Source organism: Hydrogenophaga sp., assembly GCF_050250835.1.
Lineage (GTDB): Bacteria > Pseudomonadota > Gammaproteobacteria > Burkholderiales > Burkholderiaceae_C > Hydrogenophaga.
In genome coordinates this window covers 108,441-120,982 of sequence record NZ_JBFWNX010000011.1, presented here as the reverse complement: position 1 = coordinate 120,982, position 12,542 = coordinate 108,441, and the positions used below count along the sequence as shown (strand labels likewise).

The 12,542-nt window shown below is 64.0% G+C and carries 13 protein-coding genes; 6 read left to right on the top strand and 7 right to left on the bottom strand.

The genetic code is table 11. The features are described from left to right. The first annotated feature begins 6 nt into the window (after positions 1-6). The 3 genes from AB7F11_RS14760 to xth are packed head-to-tail and all read left to right on the top strand — an operon-like array spanning position 7 to position 2,469. Complete coding sequence (locus AB7F11_RS14760; RefSeq protein WP_428291168.1) at positions 7-507, top strand: dihydrofolate reductase; 501 nt, start codon at positions 7-9, stop codon at positions 505-507. Continuing rightward, positions 504-1,685, top strand: coding sequence for an iron-containing alcohol dehydrogenase (locus tag AB7F11_RS14755; protein WP_428291167.1), 1,182 nt, complete (start codon positions 504-506; stop codon positions 1,683-1,685). The genes AB7F11_RS14760 and AB7F11_RS14755 overlap by 4 nt, the downstream gene beginning before the upstream one ends. A 7-nt stretch (positions 1,686-1,692) precedes the next feature. After that, positions 1,693-2,469: an exodeoxyribonuclease III gene (gene xth, locus AB7F11_RS14750; protein ID WP_428291166.1), complete on the top strand. Its 777-nt coding sequence runs from the start codon at positions 1,693-1,695 to the stop codon at positions 2,467-2,469. Here the strand turns inward: xth and ntrC are convergent. From ntrC to AB7F11_RS14720, 6 genes are all read right to left on the bottom strand, one after another. Beyond that, on the bottom strand, positions 2,456-3,994 hold the full coding sequence (gene ntrC, locus AB7F11_RS14745; protein ID WP_428291165.1) for a nitrogen regulation protein NR(I): 1,539 nt from the start codon (positions 3,992-3,994) through the stop codon (positions 2,456-2,458). The two genes, xth and ntrC, sit on opposite strands and share 14 nt — an antisense overlap. 58 nt (positions 3,995-4,052) lie before the next feature. Continuing rightward, positions 4,053-5,192, bottom strand: coding sequence for a nitrogen regulation protein NR(II) (glnL, locus tag AB7F11_RS14740; RefSeq protein WP_428291164.1), 1,140 nt, complete (start codon positions 5,190-5,192; stop codon positions 4,053-4,055). A gap of 5 nt (positions 5,193-5,197) precedes the next feature. Then, entirely contained in the window at positions 5,198-5,737 is a 540-nt protein-coding gene (locus AB7F11_RS14735) for a hypothetical protein (protein WP_428291163.1), read from the bottom strand. Positions 5,738-5,929: 192 nt separating this feature from the next. Further along, positions 5,930-7,345, bottom strand: a complete 1,416-nt coding sequence (gene glnA, locus AB7F11_RS14730; RefSeq protein WP_428291162.1) for a type I glutamate--ammonia ligase — start codon at positions 7,343-7,345, stop codon at positions 5,930-5,932. A gap of 256 nt (positions 7,346-7,601) precedes the next feature. Then, entirely contained in the window at positions 7,602-8,417 is an 816-nt protein-coding gene (locus tag AB7F11_RS14725) for a competence/damage-inducible protein A (protein WP_428299957.1), read from the bottom strand. Beyond that, the gene (locus AB7F11_RS14720; RefSeq protein ID WP_428291160.1) at positions 8,414-9,304 is read right to left on the bottom strand and encodes an EI24 domain-containing protein; all 891 of its coding nucleotides are present in this window, start codon (positions 9,302-9,304) and stop codon (positions 8,414-8,416) included. The genes AB7F11_RS14725 and AB7F11_RS14720 overlap by 4 nt, the downstream gene beginning before the upstream one ends. Positions 9,305-9,365: 61 nt before the next feature. On the opposite strand from AB7F11_RS14720, the gene AB7F11_RS14715 reads away from it, so the two are divergent. Together AB7F11_RS14715 and AB7F11_RS14710 are read left to right on the top strand one after the other, a co-directional pair. Next, a complete protein-coding gene (locus tag AB7F11_RS14715) occupies positions 9,366-10,190 on the top strand; it encodes an alpha/beta fold hydrolase (RefSeq protein WP_428291159.1) in 825 nt (274 codons plus the stop codon). A 177-nt stretch (positions 10,191-10,367) separates the two neighbouring features. Beyond that, on the top strand, positions 10,368-11,111 hold the full coding sequence (locus AB7F11_RS14710) for a hypothetical protein (protein WP_428291158.1): 744 nt from the start codon (positions 10,368-10,370) through the stop codon (positions 11,109-11,111). Here the strand turns inward: AB7F11_RS14710 and AB7F11_RS14705 are convergent. Further along, positions 11,108-11,848: a pseudouridine synthase gene (locus tag AB7F11_RS14705; RefSeq protein WP_428291182.1), complete on the bottom strand. Its 741-nt coding sequence runs from the start codon at positions 11,846-11,848 to the stop codon at positions 11,108-11,110. The genes AB7F11_RS14710 and AB7F11_RS14705 overlap by 4 nt on opposite strands. Before the next feature lie 51 nt (positions 11,849-11,899). Between AB7F11_RS14705 and AB7F11_RS14700 the strand changes: the two genes are divergently transcribed. Beyond that, entirely contained in the window at positions 11,900-12,499 is a 600-nt protein-coding gene (locus AB7F11_RS14700; RefSeq protein WP_428291157.1) for a DUF2062 domain-containing protein, read from the top strand. Positions 12,500-12,542: the final 43 nt, after the last annotated feature.

Below are 12,542 nucleotides of genomic sequence, written 5' to 3'. Positions count from 1 at the left end.
ATTCCCATGAAACAACCGCGCCTGCACCTCATCTTCGCCCGCGCGTCCAACGGCGTGATCGGCCGCGACAACCAGTTGCCCTGGCACCTTCCAGAAGACCTGGCGCACTTCAAACGGACCACGCTGGGCCGCCCCGTGATCATGGGGCGCAAGACCTGGGACTCACTCCCCGCCCGCTTCCGTCCCCTGCCCGGTCGGCTCAACATCGTTGTCACGCGCGATGGCCGCTGGCAGGTCGATGGCGCTGCGCGAGCCGGCTCCTTGCAGGAAGCGCTGGCGCTCTGTCCGACCGACGCCACAGACGCATGGGTGATTGGTGGCGCACAGATCTACGCCGCTGCGTTGCCGCTGGCGCAAAGCGCCGTGGTCACCGAGATCGCACAGGACTTCGAAGGCGATGCACACGCACCGGTCTTTGGCCCCGAATGGCGCGAAATCGCGCGTGAGCACCACACCTCGACCACCGGCCTGCCTTTCGCCTTTGTGACCTACCACCGTTCTACATGAGCCCTGCACCCGGCCGTTCCGTTCATGCGCAGTCGGCCACCGAACGAATCTATGTGGACGAAACGGCCTCGACCGCCATAGCGCACGAACTCGAGACCACCGGCAGGCAACGGGCCTTCATCATCGCGAGCCGCACACTCGCGACCACCACGCCAGTTGTCACTGCACTGCAGACGGCGCTGGGCGATCGTCATGTGGGCACCTTCTGCGAAGTGCCCGCTCATGGCTCTCGCGCCGCCGTCCTGGCGGCCACCTCGGCAGCGCGTGCGGCGAGCGCCGACGTTCTGGTGGCCATCGGAGGCGGCTCCATCATCGACACCGCCAAGGTGGTGGCCCTGTGCCTGCGGCACGACTTGCAGGCGCACGACGACCTGGAACCCTACCGCGTGATGGTGGATGCGCAGGGGCGGCGCCTGCCACCCACTTTCGATGGACCCGACGTGCCCGTGATCGCCGTACCCACCACCCTTTCTGGCGCAGAGTTCTACGAGACCGGTGGCATCACCAATGAACGCGAAGGACGCAAGCAGAGCTTTGGCCATCGTCGCATGGTGCCGCGTGCCGTCGTGCTGGATCCCGCCATCACGCTGCACACTCCTCATTGGCTCTGGATCTCGACAGGCGTGCGTGCCATCGACCATGCTGTCGAAACGCTGGGTTCGCTGCATTCCAACGCGTACACCGACGCGCTCGCCGAGAGCGCTTTGCGTACCCTCGGCGAGGCGCTGCGGCAAACCTTCCGCGATCCGGGCGACACGGCCGCACGTGGGCGTTGCCTGACCGCTACCTGGCAATCCATGACGCCGCTGGCCGCAGGCGTTCCCATGGGCATCAGCCATGCGACGGGCCACGTGCTGGGCGGCAGCTTCGGCGTGTCGCACGGCCACACCTCCTGCGTCGTCGCACCGTCCGCGCTGGCCTTCAACGTTCCGTTCAACGGCGAGCGACAACTACGCATCAGCGCTGCGCTGGGGGACGCCCATGCACCCGCCAGTGCCTTGCTCGATCACTTGATCCGCGAACTGGGCATGCCTCGCTCACTGGCCGAGGTACGCTTCGACCGCCGCGACCTTCCACGTCTGGCCGAAGGCGTGATGCTCGACCGGTGGACTGCGACGAATCCACGGCCGATTCAAAATGCCGGGCAAATGATCGCCTTCCTCGAAACCCTGCCCTGAGTCCAACATGCAACTCGCCACCTGGAACATCAATTCACTCACCATCCGCCTGCCCCAGGTGCTGGACTGGCTGGCCGCTCATCCCGTCGACGCGCTGGGTCTGCAGGAACTCAAGCTGGTGGACGAAAAGTTCCCGTACGACGCGCTGAAGGAAGCGGGCTATGAAGCCGCCGTCTTTGGCCAGAAGACCTACAACGGCGTGGCGATCCTGAGCAGAACGCCTCTGAGCGACGTGGTGCGAAACATTCCGGGCCACGCCGATCCGCAATCGCGCGTGATCGCCGCGACGCTGAACACGCCCGAAGGTCCGCTGCGGCTGGTGAACTGCTACTTTGTCAATGGCCAGGCCCCGGGCACTGAGAAGTTCGCCTACAAGATGCTCTGGCTCGAAGCGCTGCACCGATGGCTGGGCGAAGAACTGAACACCCATCCACGCCTGGTGCTGCTGGGCGACTTCAACGTGGCGCCGGAGGACCGGGACTCCTACGACCCAGTGGGCCTCAAGGACACCATTCATCACACAGTGGAGGAACGCGCCCATTTCCAGGCCTTGCTCAGGCTGGGCCTGACCGACGCCTACCGTATGTTCGAGCAAGCCGAGAAGAGCTTTTCGTGGTGGGACTACCGCATGCTCGGCTTCCAGAAGAACCGCGGCCTTCGCATCGACCACATTCTCGTGAGCCATGCCCTGCGCGAGCGCGTGACGGCGTGCACCATCGACCGTGCGCCGCGCAAGAACCCGCAACCGAGCGACCACGCTCCGGTGGTGCTCACTCTAGGTTGAGCTCCTGAATCTTGCGGGTGATGGTGTTGCGGCCTATGCCCAGCTTGTGCGCCGCCTCGATGCGGCGTCCTCGCGTGTTGGCCAGAGCAGTCTGGATCAGGCGGGTCTCGAAGCGTCGAGTGAGCACATCCCACACATCGGTGCGTCCTTCTTCCAGCAAGGACAGCGCCTCGGCCTGAAGGCCACTTTCCCAGGTCAGGACCGCAGTCGCAGCCTCCGACGAAGGCACCGCAGCTTCTCCCTGCGACGACAGGGCATCGCCAGACAGCACACGTTCGGCCGCCGGCGGTGCGATGGCCTGAGCCGGCGTTGATGGTGCCAACGCCACGGATGCCATGGCCGCCTGCGCAGTGGCGCCAGCCATGGAGAGCACTTCGGGCGGAAGGTCCTTGACCTCAATCATCTGGGCCGGTGCCATCACCGTGAGCCAGTGGCACACGTTTTCAAGCTGGCGCACATTCCCGGGGAAATCGAAGGTTCCGAGCAGCCGCAGCGCCGCCTCCGAGATGCGCTTGGGCTCCACGCCGAGCTGGCGGGCGCTTTGCTGCAAGAAGAAGCGCGTGAGCATGGGCACGTCTTCGCGACGCTCGCGCAGCGCGGGCAGGCGAAGGCGGATCACATTGAGGCGGTGAAAAAGGTCCTCGCGGAACACGCCTTCCTTGACACGCTGCTCCAGGTTCTGGTGGGTGGCGGCGATCACACGCACGTTGGCTCGCACCGCGCTGTGGCCCCCCACACGGTAGAAATGGCCATCAGACAGCACGCGCAACAGCCGTGTCTGCAGATCGAAGGGCATGTCGCCGATCTCATCAAGGAACAGCGTGCCGCCATCGGCCTGCTCGAAACGGCCGCGTCGCATGGTCTGCGCGCCGGTGAAGGCGCCCCGCTCGTGACCGAACAGCTCGGACTCCAGCAAATCTTTCGGGATGGCTGCGGTGTTGATGGCAACAAAAGGGCCGCCCGAGCGAGGTGAATGCTTGTGCAGCGCACGCGCCACCAGTTCCTTGCCCGAGCCCGACTCACCGGTGATGAGCACCGTGACCTGACTCTGGCTCAGACGGCCGATGGCGCGGAACACATCCTGCATCGCCGGCGCCTGGCCCAACATTTCGGGCGCGGCGGTCATGCGCTCCTCCGCCACTTCCTCGCGCTGGCTCTCTTCCACGGCACGGTGGATCAACTCCACCGCCTTGGGCAGGTCAAAGGGCTTGGGCAGGTATTCGAAAGCGCCGCCCTGAAAAGCCGATACCGCACTGTCCAGGTCGGAGAACGCGGTCATGATGATCACCGGCAGACCAGGCAATTTTTCCTTCACGCGTTCCAGCAACTCCAGTCCCGATCCGCCGGGCATGCGGATGTCGCTCACCAGAATTTGCGGACCCTCGCTTTCGGGCGTGTCCATCAGGGCTTTGAGCACGTCCTGAGGGTTGGTGAAGCTGCGGGTGGGCAGGTTCTCGCGCAACAGCGCCTTCTCGAGCACGAAGCGGATCGATTGATCGTCGTCCACTATCCAGATCGGCTTCATGTAGATGTCTTCCCTTTCTTGTGGCGCGGCGCTCGGCTGTCGTGATTCGGTGATCGGTCTAGGGCAACGGGATCAGAAGTTTGAAATCGGTCTCCCCTGGCACGCTCTCGCACTCGATCAGGCCATGGTGCTGCTGCACAAACGTCTGTGCCAGCGTAAGCCCCAGGCCAGAACCGCCATCGCGCCCCGACACCAGCGGGTAGAAGATGCGGTCCTTGATCGAGTCTGGAACTCCAGGCCCGTTGTCGATCACATGCAATTCCAGTGCCAGCCGGTAGCGCTGCTTACCAAAGGTCACCTGACGCCCCACGCGCGTGCGGAACACGATGCGCGCGTCACCCGCCGCCATGCGATCCCCCAGAGCCTGGGCGGCGTTGTGGGCAATGTTGAGCACTGCCTGAATGAGTTGCTCGCGATCACCCCGGAATTCGGGAATCGAAGTGTCGTAGTCGCGAACAACGCGCAGGCCTTTCGGGAATTCGGCCAGGATGAGCGAGCGCACACGCTCGCACACCTCGTGGATGTTCACGTCGCCCACCACGTGCGGCCTGCGGTGCGGGGCCAGCAGGCGATCCACCAGGGACTGCAAGCGGTCAGCCTCGTGAATGATGACTTGGGTGTACTCGATGAGCTCGCGCGAATCCAGTTCCATCTGCAGCAACTGGGCTGCGCCGCGAATGCCACCGAGCGGGTTCTTGATCTCGTGCGCCAGGTTGCGGATGAGCTCCTTGTTGGCCTGCGCCTGGTCGATCAGGCGCTCCTCGCGCTCCTGACGGGCCTGCTGCTCCAGTGGCAACAGCTCGACCACCACCTCACCCGGGTTGTCGGTCTGCGCGACCACCACATGCACGGGCAATGCGTCGTGGTTCGTACGCTTGAGCCAGGCGTCGTAGCGCAGCGCAGCGAAATGGTTGCCGCTGGCGCCATGCAGCGCACTCTCCAGCAACGCGGGCTCGGTGAAGCAGTCCTGCAGCCGGGTGCCCGCAATGCTGCGCCGAGACATGCCCAGCGCGTCTTCCAGCGCCGCGTTGGCAAACTGCACCGCACCGTGCTGGTCGACCACAGCCACCAGCGTGGCCAGCAGGTCAAGAGACTGAAACCGGGATGGCGCCGTGAGCGGCTTTCGCGGGCTGACAGCGCTGGAACTGGGGCGGAGCGGCTCCGCAGAGAAGCGGGGGAGTGGCGTGGTCTTTTTCAAGCCGCCTATTTTGCGGCAGAACCTGATGCGTTGGGCGAAACGCCGACACGGCCCAGCTCGCGCTGGATGCTGGCCACATCGCTCTCGGCGCGGGCCACGGCAGCCTTGAGTTCAGCGACGCGATCCAGGTAGCGCTGGTAGTTGCGCGATTCGATGCCCTGCTTCTCCGGCTCGCCGTTGGCGTATTCCTTGCGCGCCTGCGCCAGACGTTCCTCGGCCTTGCGAAGCTCGGCTTGCAGAATGGCCCGCGCATCGCTGTCGCGGGCGCGCTGAGCGGCGGAATCCACGCGTTCACCACCGTTGCGGCTGGCTGCGGCGGGCGCGCTGCGCGCCGTGGGCGCGACCTTGGTGCCTTCGACGATGGTGATGTTGCCCCCCTGCATCAGAGTGCAGCCCTTGGACTTGGCCACCTGAGCATCGTTGGTGTACTCGTTGCCACATCGGTAGATGCTGCCTTGCGCCAGCACCTGCGCACCAGCCGGGACCAGCGCAGCAGCCAAGGCCAGCAGGCGAACGGATTGAAAAGACGAAAACTTCGGAAACACGGCAACTCCAACGGGACGGTGGGGGCTGAGACGCACGAGCAACATGCGCAAATCAGTATGACCGAAAAAGTCAAAAAAAAGTGCCCCTGCGACCGAACGGTGGCTATGAACCGCCAGGACCACGAAAAAGGGACCGCAACTGCGGTCCCTCGTCGGATCTTCTGAAGAGCCCGGTCAAGCCGGGCACCCTCATCAGAGGCTGTAGTACATGTCGAACTCGACCGGGTGAGGCGCCATGCGGAAACGCGTGACCTCACCCATCTTGAGTTCGATGTAGGCATCGAGCATGGAGTCGGTGAAAACGCCGCCCTTGGTCAGGAAGCTGCGGTCCTTGTCCAGGTACTCCAGCGCCTGGTCAAGGCTGTGGCACACGGTGGGCACCAGCTTGTCTTCTTCCGGCGGCAGGTGGTAGAGGTCTTTGGTGGCGGCTTCGCCCGGGTGGATCTTGTTTTCCACGCCGTCCAGGCCTGCCATCATCAGGGCCGAGAAAGCCAGGTAGGGGTTGGCCGAAGGATCGGGGAAGCGCGCCTCGATACGGCGGCCCTTGGGGTTGGCCACGTACGGGATGCGGATGGATGCCGAGCGGTTGCGGGCCGAATAGGCCAGCTTCACCGGAGCCTCGAAGCCGGGGACCAGGCGCTTGTAGGAGTTGGTGCCCGGGTTGGTGATGGCGTTGAGGGCGCGCGCGTGCTTGATGATGCCGCCGATGTAGTACAGGGCGAAATCGCTCAGGCCGGCGTAGCCGTCGCCAGCGAACAGGTTCTTGCCGTCCTTCCAGATCGACTGGTGAACGTGCATGCCGCTGCCGTTGTCGCCGGCGTAGGGCTTGGGCATGAAGGTCGCGGTCTTGCCGTAGGCATTGGCCACGTTCCACACGACGTACTTGAGCACCTGCGTCCAGTCAGCGCGCTCAACCAGCGTGCTGAACTTGGTGCCGATCTCGTTCTGGCCTGCACCCGCCACTTCGTGGTGGAACACTTCAACCGGGATCCCCAGCGATTCCAGAATCAGGGACATCTCGGCACGCATGTCCTGCGTGCTGTCGACCGGAGGCACGGGGAAGTAGCCGCCCTTGACGGTGGGACGGTGGCCGCGGTTGCCACCTTCGAGCTTGGCGCCACTGTTCCATGGCGCTTCGTATTCCTCGATCTCGCTCATCACGCGGCCGGGCTCGTTGCTCCAGCGCACGCCGTCAAAAATGAAGAATTCGGGCTCCGGTCCGAAGAAGGCGGTGTCGCCCAAGCCGGAGGCCTTGAGATACGCTTCGGCGCGCTTGGCGATGGAACGCGGATCGCGGTCGTAGGCCTTGCCGTCGCCCGGTTCGATCACATCGCATTGCAGAAACAGCGTGGTTTCTTCGAAGAAGGGGTCGATATTGGCGGTGTTGGGGTCGGGCATGAGCTGCATGTCCGAGGCTTCAATGCCTTTCCAGCCAGCCACCGAGGAGCCGTCGAACGCGTGGCCCGAGGTGAACTTGTCTTCATCGAAGTGGGACACGGGCACGGTCACGTGCTGCTCCTTGCCTCGGGTGTCGGTGAAGCGGAAGTCGACAAACTTGACTTCGTTGTCCTTCACGATCTGCATCACGTCTGCGACGGTCTTGGCCATCAAATACTCCTGTAGCTGGGTGAGTTGGAAATTGAAAACGACGCTGCATTCAAGCAGTATTTGTGCCACCAGCGGGCACCTTGCAGGCGCTGCATCGACTGGCGCCCCGAATTATGGCGCAGGCCATGCGCCACAAAGGGTCACCGGACAGGCAAACCGGTGAGATCCCGGCCTCCGTATGCACCAAGCCCTGACCGTCCCGAGACGAATGCCCTTGGACGGTGCACTCCACAGGGACGCCCCAGAATGGTGCAATTTACTTTCGCACCATTTCAGGGCCCGTGTTGGCGCCGTGTGCCCGCAGGCCGGCGAGCAGGTCTTGATATGCGGCCGTGACCGCCGCGGCAGCCCCTTTCACGCCCAGTTCAATGTGCCGACCGAACTCGGGATGGTCCACGCTGGGCAAGCTGAACACCTTTACGGGATGAGCCGCCTCGATCTGCTCCATGAGCGGTGTGAGTGCAGCTTCCATGGCACCAAAAACAATCACCGAGTGCTCCAGCCAGACCCCCTGGCGCTGGAGATGCAGGTGGTGGTGGTCCAGCACCCACTCGATCATGGGCCAAGCCATCACCGGGAACCCGGGCAGGAAATGCACCGTGGCGCCGCCCGCCCCATCGCAACTGAAGCCGGGGATCTTGTTGTAAGGGTTGTGGATGATGCGCGCGCCCACCGGAAACACACCCATGTTGTAGCGGTGTACGTTGTCGGCGCGGGTCGGATCGAACACTTCACCCCGCTCTGCGGCCATGTCACGCATGCGCGCCTCGATCAGGTCGCGCGCCTGCGGGTGCAGGGCCAGTTCCACGCCGAGAGCGGCGGCAGCGCACTGCCGCGTGTGATCGTCGGGCGTGGCGCCGATGCCTCCGCAACAGAACACCACGTCGCTGCCGGCGAATGCCTCGCGCAATGTGTCGGTGATGCGGTCGCGTTCGTCGCCGACCAGTCGTGCCCAGGACAACGACAGTCCTCGCTGCGAGAGCAACTCGATGACCTTGGGCAAATGCTTGTCGCTGCGTTTGCCGGAGAGGATTTCGTCGCCGACGATGATCAGGCCAAATGCGGACGTCATGGATCGGTGGTGAGCGGGTTGGGTGGCGTCCCGGTGGGTCCGGGCAGGGGCATCAGGGGCGCATGGGGCTCAGGGCTCACCATCTCCACCGGCACTTTCGCCCGCAGCCGCTGCAGCGCCGCCAGCGAGTAGTGCGCGAACCACAGCGAGGCAAAGGCGAACACCAGTGTGTAGATCCAGATCGCCACGGGCACGAGCACGGGCGCCATCGCGATGAACATCGCACCCGAAGCCCACAGCAGGCTCGGCGCCGCGCCCAGGTAGCCACTGAGCACGCCCATGAGCAAGAGGGAGCCCCGGTGTTCGCGCATGATCATCTTTCGCTCATCGCTGCTGGCATGTGTGGCCAAGGCATCGAAGGCAAACACGCGGTAGGTGAGCCAGCCCCAGATCAGTGGCGGCAGGATCAACACCAGCGGCGGCACCAGCCACAGCGGCATGGAGAGCACCAGCACCACCACGGCAAGCAGCGTGGACCCGAGAGACCACAGCACACTGACCACCAGCGATCCCCCGTGCTTGCGCTCCAGCCCGGCAAAGCGGCGCTGACCAACCATATCGACCATGGCCGGCGTCATGAACATGGCCACCAGCAGCAAGCACAGCAGCACGATCAGCGGCGTGGCCAGCACCAGCACCAGCAGTGGCGCGAACACCATGCGCAAGGACCCGGCCCCCACCTGCTCAAGCCAGGAGAGGAAAGTCTGCACCATGCCGAAGGCTTCGAGCCAGGCAGCCACTGAGGCCACGGCTCCTTCCCAGAAAAAGTAGCCCAGGCCGAACGACAGCGCCACCATCAGGATGAGCGGCAGAAACGACAACGCGATCACTCGAGGGTGAACGCAATACACCACGGCGCGCCAGAAGGAATCGAAGAGCTGTGACATGACGGCAAGAATACATCCAATCGCACATCGCTCCAGTGACCGGGATGGGTACGATCTGCGCATGAACCGCATCGAAATCGAAGGTGTCGGCCTGGAGCTCGCTTACATCCATGGCCCTGTCAACCGGCCGCCACTGGTCTTCCTGCACGAGGGCCTGGGCAGCGTGGCGATGTGGCGCCAGCGAGGACGCAACTGGCCCGACGAACTTTGCGCTGCGAGTGGACGAGCCGGCTGGGTGTACTCGCGGCGTGGCTACGGGCGATCAGACCCCGTTCCCGACGTGCGAGGCGCAACCGTTCAGGACGGCTTCTGGACCCGGGGCAGGCACGGTCCCGACTACATGCACCGCGAGGCCTGGCACGTATTGCCCGCGCTGCTGGAGCGCCTGGGTCTTTCACAGCCGCCAGTGCTGATCGGCCATTCCGACGGCGCCACCATCGCCTTGCTGTATGCCAGCCGTCACCCGGTGGCGGCCTGCGTGGCCATGGCGCCGCATGTCGTGGTGGAAGAAATGGCCCTGCGGGCCATTGCAGAGGCCCGGCGCCTGTATGAAAGCGATCCTGAGAACCAGGGCGGGCTGCGGCAGCGTCTGGCGCGCTACCACACCGATGTGGACAACGCGTTCTGGCAGTGGAACGACGTCTGGCTCAGCCCGGGTTTCTCCGGCTTCGACATTCGACCGGAATGCCAAAAGATCCAGGCCCCCCTTCTGCTGATTCAGGGCATCGGCGACGAATACGGCACGCTGGAGCAATTGCGTGCGATCGAAGCCGCCGCACCGCAGGCGCGCCGTGTCGTGCTCGACAACTGCGGACACAGCCCGCATCGCGATCAACCCGAGGCGCTGACGGCCGCCGTGCGCTCGTTCCTGGACACCGTGCCTTGAGAACTTGTAACCGTGCTGCGGGCGCCCCAAACGCGCCGGCCACGATCAAAACCGTGCAAAGGAGGCTCAAACACCAAGGAATTCACGCCAATCTCGTGCGGGCAAGCGACAGAACGCGCCGTTTTGCCGGACAACCCCTACACTTTGATACAAATTGATCGACCTGACCTCACCACCATGAACAACTGGACCAATCCATGGCTGCTCGCCGTGCTCGCGCCCGCTCTGCTGGCCCTGGGTGCGTTGCTGCACCGCTGGTGGACGGACCGGCAGGCTCGTGAGCGCAGGCGAATCCCCAAGCATTGGCCCCTGAGCACACGCGCCCTGGCCAACAGCGAAGAAGCCCGGGTCTGGCACTGGCTGGCCCGCGCCTTCTACGACCACCACGTCATGATCAAGCTGCCAGTCACGCGGTTCACGCTGCCGCGCGACAAGGAACAGGGCATGGAATGGTACAAGCTGCTCGGTGGCGTGTATTGCACCTTCACTGTTTGCCGTTCCGACGGCCGCGTATTGGGCTGTCTGGACGTGCCGGGCAGCGCCGGCCTGCCACGCAGCACGCGCACCCTCAAACACTCTCTGCTCACCCAGTGCGGCCTGCCCTACTGGGTGGTTCGATCCAATAGCCTGCCTACGGTCGCCGAAATTCGCGCCGAATTCCTGGGCGAATCGACCTTGAGCCAGACGATGCGCGAACGCGAAATGGAAGAGCGCGCCATCATCGCAGCGCAAGCCAACCTGCGCACCGTCCTCACCCGCCAACGCAGCAACCGCAACAGCGACTTCGGCCCGTTGTCCAATTGGCCCAACAGCACGACTGGCGAGCCGCGCAGCGATTTTCCGCGCAGCGACTTCAACTCGCAGTGGCAGGAAAACTCTTTCCTCATGCCCCTGGACAGCCGCAAGGGCGATCTGCTCTAAGGTTTCACCGCCTTCTGAGTCAGCGCCAGCACCTCGTCGCTGGTCAGCCAGCGCCAACGCCCCTCTGACAGCTCCGGGCCCAACACCAGATTCCCGATCTCGGAACGGTGCAAGGACTCCACCCGGTTGCCCACTGCCGCCACCATGCGCTTGACCTGGTGGTATTTGCCTTCGGTCAGGGTCAAGCGCAAGTGATGTTCGTTCATCGCTGAACAAGCCTGCGCGCGCACCGGCCTGGGATCGTCATCCAGCACCACGCCATCGAGCAATCTCTTCAACTGCCGTTCGTCCAGAGGGTGCTTCACCTGCGCCTCGTAGACTTTGGGCACATGGTGGCGCGGCGAGGTCATGCGGTGGATGAACTTGCCATCGTCCGAAAGCAGCAGCAGCCCGGTGGTGTCCTGATCGAGCCGACCGACCGCCTGAACACCTGCGGCTGCACCGCCACCCCGCATGCGCAAGGGTCCGGGCAGGAGGGTGTAGACACTGGGATAGGTGCTGGGTTTTTGAGAACACTCGAAACCTGCGGGCTTGTTCAGCATCAAATACGCCATGGCGTGGTAGTGCCACAACTCACCCTGCACGCGAAACACGAGACCTTCTTCGGCAAAGGCCGCTGCGGGATCGGTGCATGGCGCGGCATCCTCGCCCACCAGAACCAGGCCTTGCTGAATCAGGCCACTGCAGATCCGGCGTGTGCCAAAACCTTGAGAAAAAAGAATGTCCTGCAACTGCATCATGATCGGGGGATTGTCGCCGCTCGAAACACGATCCACCGGGCCACACGGATGAGAGAACGATTCAGGAAATGGCTCCCCACACCGGAGACACTGCACAAGAGCCGCTGGCTGCGATGGATGGGGCCCGTGATACAGCACCCCAGTCTCTGGCACTTCAGCCGCAAAGGCATTGCGCTCGGTGTGGCGCTGGGCATTTTCTTTGGCCTGCTGATTCCCGTCGCGCAGATTCCTGTCTCCGCCGCCCTGGCAGTCATCCTGCGGGCAAACCTGCCCATGGCAGTGGCCAGCACCATGGTGACCAACCCGGTGACGTTCGGTCCGGTGTACTACGGCGCCTACCGCCTGGGCAACTTGGTGCTCGGCAAAAGAGCGGTCTCGGAAAGCGAGGCCCAGCAGCTGCTGGCGGGCGCGCACGATGAGCCGCAGGAGGTTCAACGCAAAGGTTGGCGTGGCCGCTTGGCGTACTGGCTCGAACACTTGCGCAGGGTGGGCAAGCCCCTGGCTGTGGGACTCGCCATCATCGCCAGCGTGAGTGGCCTGACGGTGTACTTTCTGATCAGCGGGATCTGGACTCTGAACACCCGCTGGACCCGTCGAAAGCGCTTGCGCGCGCGGTCAGGTCGATCCAACGCGGAACAGGAGCCGTAACCCTTGACCCTGCGGGCCGCCAAGACCATGCGGCGGCTGAATG

Coding starts and splice junctions, on each gene's coding strand:
- AB7F11_RS14720 (WP_428291160.1), bottom strand. CDS start 9,304: ATGTCACAGCTCTTCGATTCCTTCTGGCGCGCCGTGGTGTATTGCGTT.
- AB7F11_RS14760 (WP_428291168.1), top strand. CDS start 7: ATGAAACAACCGCGCCTGCACCTCATCTTCGCCCGCGCGTCCAACGGC.
- AB7F11_RS14705 (WP_428291182.1), bottom strand. CDS start 11,848: ATGCAGTTGCAGGACATTCTTTTTTCTCAAGGTTTTGGCACACGCCGG.
- AB7F11_RS14755 (WP_428291167.1), top strand. CDS start 504: ATGAGCCCTGCACCCGGCCGTTCCGTTCATGCGCAGTCGGCCACCGAA.
- AB7F11_RS14710 (WP_428291158.1), top strand. CDS start 10,368: ATGAACAACTGGACCAATCCATGGCTGCTCGCCGTGCTCGCGCCCGCT.
- AB7F11_RS14725 (WP_428299957.1), bottom strand. CDS start 8,417: ATGACGTCCGCATTTGGCCTGATCATCGTCGGCGACGAAATCCTCTCC.
- glnA (WP_428291162.1), bottom strand. CDS start 7,345: ATGGCCAAGACCGTCGCAGACGTGATGCAGATCGTGAAGGACAACGAA.
- AB7F11_RS14700 (WP_428291157.1), top strand. CDS start 11,900: ATGAGAGAACGATTCAGGAAATGGCTCCCCACACCGGAGACACTGCAC.
- AB7F11_RS14715 (WP_428291159.1), top strand. CDS start 9,366: ATGAACCGCATCGAAATCGAAGGTGTCGGCCTGGAGCTCGCTTACATC.
- ntrC (WP_428291165.1), bottom strand. CDS start 3,994: ATGAAGCCGATCTGGATAGTGGACGACGATCAATCGATCCGCTTCGTG.
- xth (WP_428291166.1), top strand. CDS start 1,693: ATGCAACTCGCCACCTGGAACATCAATTCACTCACCATCCGCCTGCCC.